The sequence below is a fragment of the Rhizobacter sp. P2_D12 genome (genome assembly GCF_056404395.1).
In genome coordinates this window covers 1-4,231 of record NZ_JBFUEB010000213.1, presented here as the reverse complement: position 1 = coordinate 4,231, position 4,231 = coordinate 1, and the positions used below count along the sequence as shown (strand labels likewise).

At 68.8% G+C, this 4,231-nt stretch carries 4 protein-coding genes; all 4 read right to left on the bottom strand.

What is annotated here, in order from left to right; genetic code table 11:
* Nucleotides 1–304, bottom strand: a 304-nt coding sequence (locus AC1DYN_RS31655) for a chemotaxis protein CheW (RefSeq protein ID WP_477966630.1), incomplete at its 3' end; no start/stop codon positions are given.
* 82 nt (nt 305–386) lie between these two features.
* Nucleotides 387–1,928 (bottom strand): methyl-accepting chemotaxis protein, encoded by a 1,542-nt coding sequence (locus AC1DYN_RS31650; protein ID WP_477966628.1) that lies wholly within the window; start codon nt 1,926–1,928, stop codon nt 387–389.
* A gap of 65 nt (nt 1,929–1,993) precedes the next feature.
* Nucleotides 1,994–3,928 carry a methyl-accepting chemotaxis protein gene (locus tag AC1DYN_RS31645; RefSeq protein ID WP_477966626.1) on the bottom strand — a complete coding sequence of 645 codons (1,935 nt, stop codon included), beginning with the start codon at nt 3,926–3,928 and terminating at the stop codon, nt 1,994–1,996.
* 40 nt (nt 3,929–3,968) lie between these two features.
* A partial coding sequence (locus AC1DYN_RS31640) for a chemotaxis protein CheW (RefSeq protein WP_477966624.1) occupies nt 3,969–4,231 on the bottom strand: 263 nt, incomplete at its 5' end.

The following is a 4,231-nucleotide window of genomic DNA, read 5'->3' as shown; positions in this document are numbered from 1 at the left end:
CGTTCAGCACGATCACGACGGTGAAGCTGTTGTAGTCGGCGGTGTCGCAGCCGAGCTTCAGGCGCAGGTCGACGATGGGGACGATGACGCCGCGCAGGTTGACCACGCCCTTGATGAAGGACGGGGCGTTGGCGATGCGGGTGGGGGCCTCGTAGGAGCGGATCTCCTGGACCTTCAGGATGTCGATGCCGTATTCCTCGGCGCCCAGGCGGAAGGTCAGGAACTCGCCGCCGGACTGGGCGGCGATGGCCGCGCGTGCGGCTTCATGCCGGGCCACGTGGGAAGCTTCGTGGATCATGTCCATGGGGGTTGGGTCCTGTGTAGAGCGGGGGACGTTGATGGGCGTTGATACGGCACTATCGGCGTGCCAAGGCTGAACTGAAGGGTCAGGCGAGCCGGAAGGTGGCGACCACCGACGACAGCCGCTGCGCCTGGTCGCGCAGGCTCTCGGCGGCGGCGGCCGATTCCTCGACCAGCGCGGCGTTCTGCTGCGTCATCTGGTCGAGCTGGGTGACGGCGGTGTTGACCTGGCCGATGCCGTCGCTCTGCTCGGCCGACGCGGCGGTGATCTCGCCGATGATGTCGGAGACGCGCTGCACCGAGCCGACGATCTCCTTCATCGTCTGGCCGGCATCGGCCACCAGGCGCGAGCCGGCATCCACCCGCTCGACGCTGGCGCCGATCAGGCTCTTGATCTCCTTGGCGGCATCGGCCGAGCGACCGGCCAGGCTGCGCACCTCGCTGGCGACCACCGCGAAACCGCGGCCCTGCTCGCCGGCACGCGCCGCTTCCACCGCGGCGTTCAGCGCCAGGATGTTGGTCTGGAAGGCGATGCCGTCGATCACGCCGATGATGTCGGCGATCTTCTTCGAGCTGGCGTTGATCTCGTCCATGGTCGAGACGACCTGCGACACCACCGCGCCGCCGCGGGCGGCCACGTCGGCGGCCGACGAAGCCAGCTGGTTGGCCTGGCGGGCCGAGTCGGCGCTCTGCTTGACGGTGCCGGTCAGCTGCTCCATCGAGGCCGCGGCCTGCTGCAGGTTGGAGGCGGTCTGCTCGGTGCGTGCGCTCAGGTCCTGGTTGCCGGTCGCGATCTCGCCGGAAGCGGTCGAGATGCTGTCGGTGCTCTGGCGCACCTGGCCGACCAGCTGGCGCAGCGAGGCCTGCATGGTCTGCAGCGACTGCAGCAGCTCGGCCGCCTCGTCGTGGCCGCGCACCTCGATGTGGCGGGTCAGGTCGCCGCTGCTGATGGTGCGCGCCACCTGCTGGGCTGCCGCGATCGGCTGGGTGACCGAGCGCGTGACGCGCCAGGCCAGCAACGCCGCCAGCAGCATCGCGAGCGTGCCGCCGGCGCCCAGCGCGATCATGCCGACCAGGCCGGCCTGCTCGGCCTGCTCCTTGGTCGCCGTCATGCTGTCGCGCTGGCCCTGGACCAGCTTCTCGACCGCGTCGCTGTAGGCCTGGGCAGACGGGAACAGCTTGGCCAGCACCTCGGCGCCGACGTCCTCGCCGGCTTCCTTGCGCTTGAGCAGGTCGTTGCGCAGGCCCTGGTAGCCGTCGCGCTGGCGCGAGACCTCGTCCAGCAGCCGCTTGTCGGCGTCGGAGTTGGCGATCTCCTGCATGCGCTTGATGCGTTCGGTCTGCATCTTCACGACTTCCTTCATCTCGCCGCGCACGCGGTCCTTGACCTTCTCGTCGGTGGCGAAGAACACCACCCAGTTGCGGGCGGTGTTGGACTCGATCGCGCGGCCCCAGCGCTCCGACAGCGAGAGCTTCTCGGCGTCGACCGTGCCGAGCCGGTCGGACAGGGTGCGCATCGTCGCGATGCGGTCGAGGCCGAAGCCGACGGCGGCGGCGCAGAGCAGCGCGATGGAACCGAAACCGAGCGCAAGGCGCGGCCCCAGGCGCAGGCTGGACAATGAAAACATGGCGGACTTTCCCTTCTTGTTGACGCCCGCCTCCCAGCGGTGCGGTGGATCGATCTGGTGTCGAGTCAGGCGGAATTCAGGCGGAAACTGCCCACGGCCTCGGCCAGGCGCGCGGCCTGGTCTTTCAGGCTCTCGGCGGCGGCGGTGGACTCTTCGACCAGCGCGGCGTTCTGCTGCGTCATCTGGTCGAGCTGGTTGACGGATTGGTTGACCTGGCCGATGCCGTCGCTCTGCTCGGAGGCGGCGGTGGTGATCTCGCCGATGATGTCCGTCACGCGCTGCACCGAGCCGACGATTTCCTGCATGGTCTGGCCGGCATCGGCCACCAGGCGCGAACCGGCCTCGACGCGGTCGACGCTGCTGCCGATCAGGCCCTTGATCTCCCTGGCGGCGTCGGCGCTGCGCTGCGCGAGGCTGCGCACCTCGCTGGCCACCACCGCGAAGCCGCGGCCCTGCTCGCCGGCACGGGCGGCCTCGACCGCAGCGTTCAGCGCCAGGATGTTGGTCTGGAAGGCGATGCCGTCGATCACGCCGATGATGTCGGCGATCTTCTTCGAGCTGGCATTGATCTCGTCCATCGTCGTGACGACCTGGGCGACCACCGAGCCGCCGCGCGCGGCGACCTCGGCCGCCGACGCGGCCAGCTGGTTCGCCTGGCGCGCCGAATCGGCGCTTTGCTTGACGGTGCCGGTGATCTGCTCCATCGACGACGCGGCACGCTGCAGGTTGGACGCAGTCTGTTCGGTGCGTGCGCTCAGGTCCTGGTTGCCGGTGGCGATCTCGGCGCTGGCGGTGGTGATCGAGTCGACCGAGCTGCGCACCGAACCCATCATCTGGTGGAAGCGCTGGCGCATGCCTTCGACGTCGCGGATCAGCTGGCCGATCTCGTCGCGCTGGTCGCTGTGGCAGGGCTGCGTCAGGTCGCCGGCGGCCAGCACCGCGACCGCGCCCGACAGCTCGCGCAGCGGCTGGCCGACCCAGCGCCGCATCATCAGGAACAGCCCGCCGCCCAGCAGCAGCGCGGCGATGCCCAGCAGCGTCGCGAACGGGATGATGGTGGCCCAGTGGGTGCGCATCGCCTCGGCGTCCGAGACCTCGGAGACGACCCACTGGTTGCCGGCCTTGGCCTTGCGCAGCACCGCCCAGTGGTCGGAATGCGTGCTGTCGAGGATGGCGCCGCCGTCCATCGTCCAGCCGGCGGGCGCGCTCTGCAGGCGGACCATCAGCTCGCGCGCCTGCGGGTAGGCCTCGATCACCTTCTTGCCGCGCGCCGTCGGGTGCACGACGAAGACCGCCTCGTCGGGCGACTTCTTCGGGTCGATCACGTAGATGCCGCCGCTGTCGAAGAAGCGGATGTCGCTGGCCAGCTTGTCGATCGCGGCCTGGAAGGCGCTGACGTTGAAGCCGATGAACAGGATGCCGATCACCTTGCCGCCGGCGTCGCGGATCGGCTCGTAGTGCGTCATGTAGGGCGTGCCGAACAGCACGGCGCGCCCGGTGTAGGGCTGGCCTGCCATCACCAGCGCATGGGCCGGGTGGGCGCTGCCCAGCAGGGTGCCCATCGCGCGCTCGCCGTTCTCCTTCTTCAGCGAGGTCGTGATGCGCTGGAAGTCGTCGCCCTTGCGCGCGAACACCGTCGCGACGCCGCCGCTTTGCTGCGCGAAGCGGTCGACCGCGGTGAAGTTGCCGTTCAGCGCCTCCTCGCCGACCTTCAGCGTGGTGCTGGCTTCGTCGAGCGAGAAGGGCTGCGTGAACTCGCTCTTGAAGTTGACGTAGAACTTCTCGACCAGCACGCGCGAGGTCATGTCGAAGGCGTCGATCGAATCGGCCACCGACTGCGTCTTGTCCGCCACCCAGGTGACGATGCGCTCGCGCGAGCGGTCGGCGGCGACCAGGCTCATCGTGGCGCAGATCGCGAACAGTACCAGCGCGAGGCTGAGACCGCCGGTGATGGAAACCTTGCGCGCGACCGAGCCGCGGCTTTGAAGCGCCGTGTTCATGGGAGAGGAAACCGAAAGAGGGAAAGGATGCAGGGAAGGATCAGCTGCCGTCGATCAGGCCCATCTCGGCGCTGGCCATCAGGGCTTCGATGTCCATCAGGATCAGCATGCGGTCGTTGACGCTGGAGATGCCGGTGATGAAGCTGGTGTCGACGGCCGAGGCCATCTCGGGGGCGGGCTTGATCGAGTCGCGGGCGAGCTCGAGCACGTCGCTGACCGAATCGACGACGGCACCGACGACGCGGCCGCGCACGTTCAGCACGATCACGACGGTGAAGCTGTTGTAGGTAGTCGGCGGTGTCG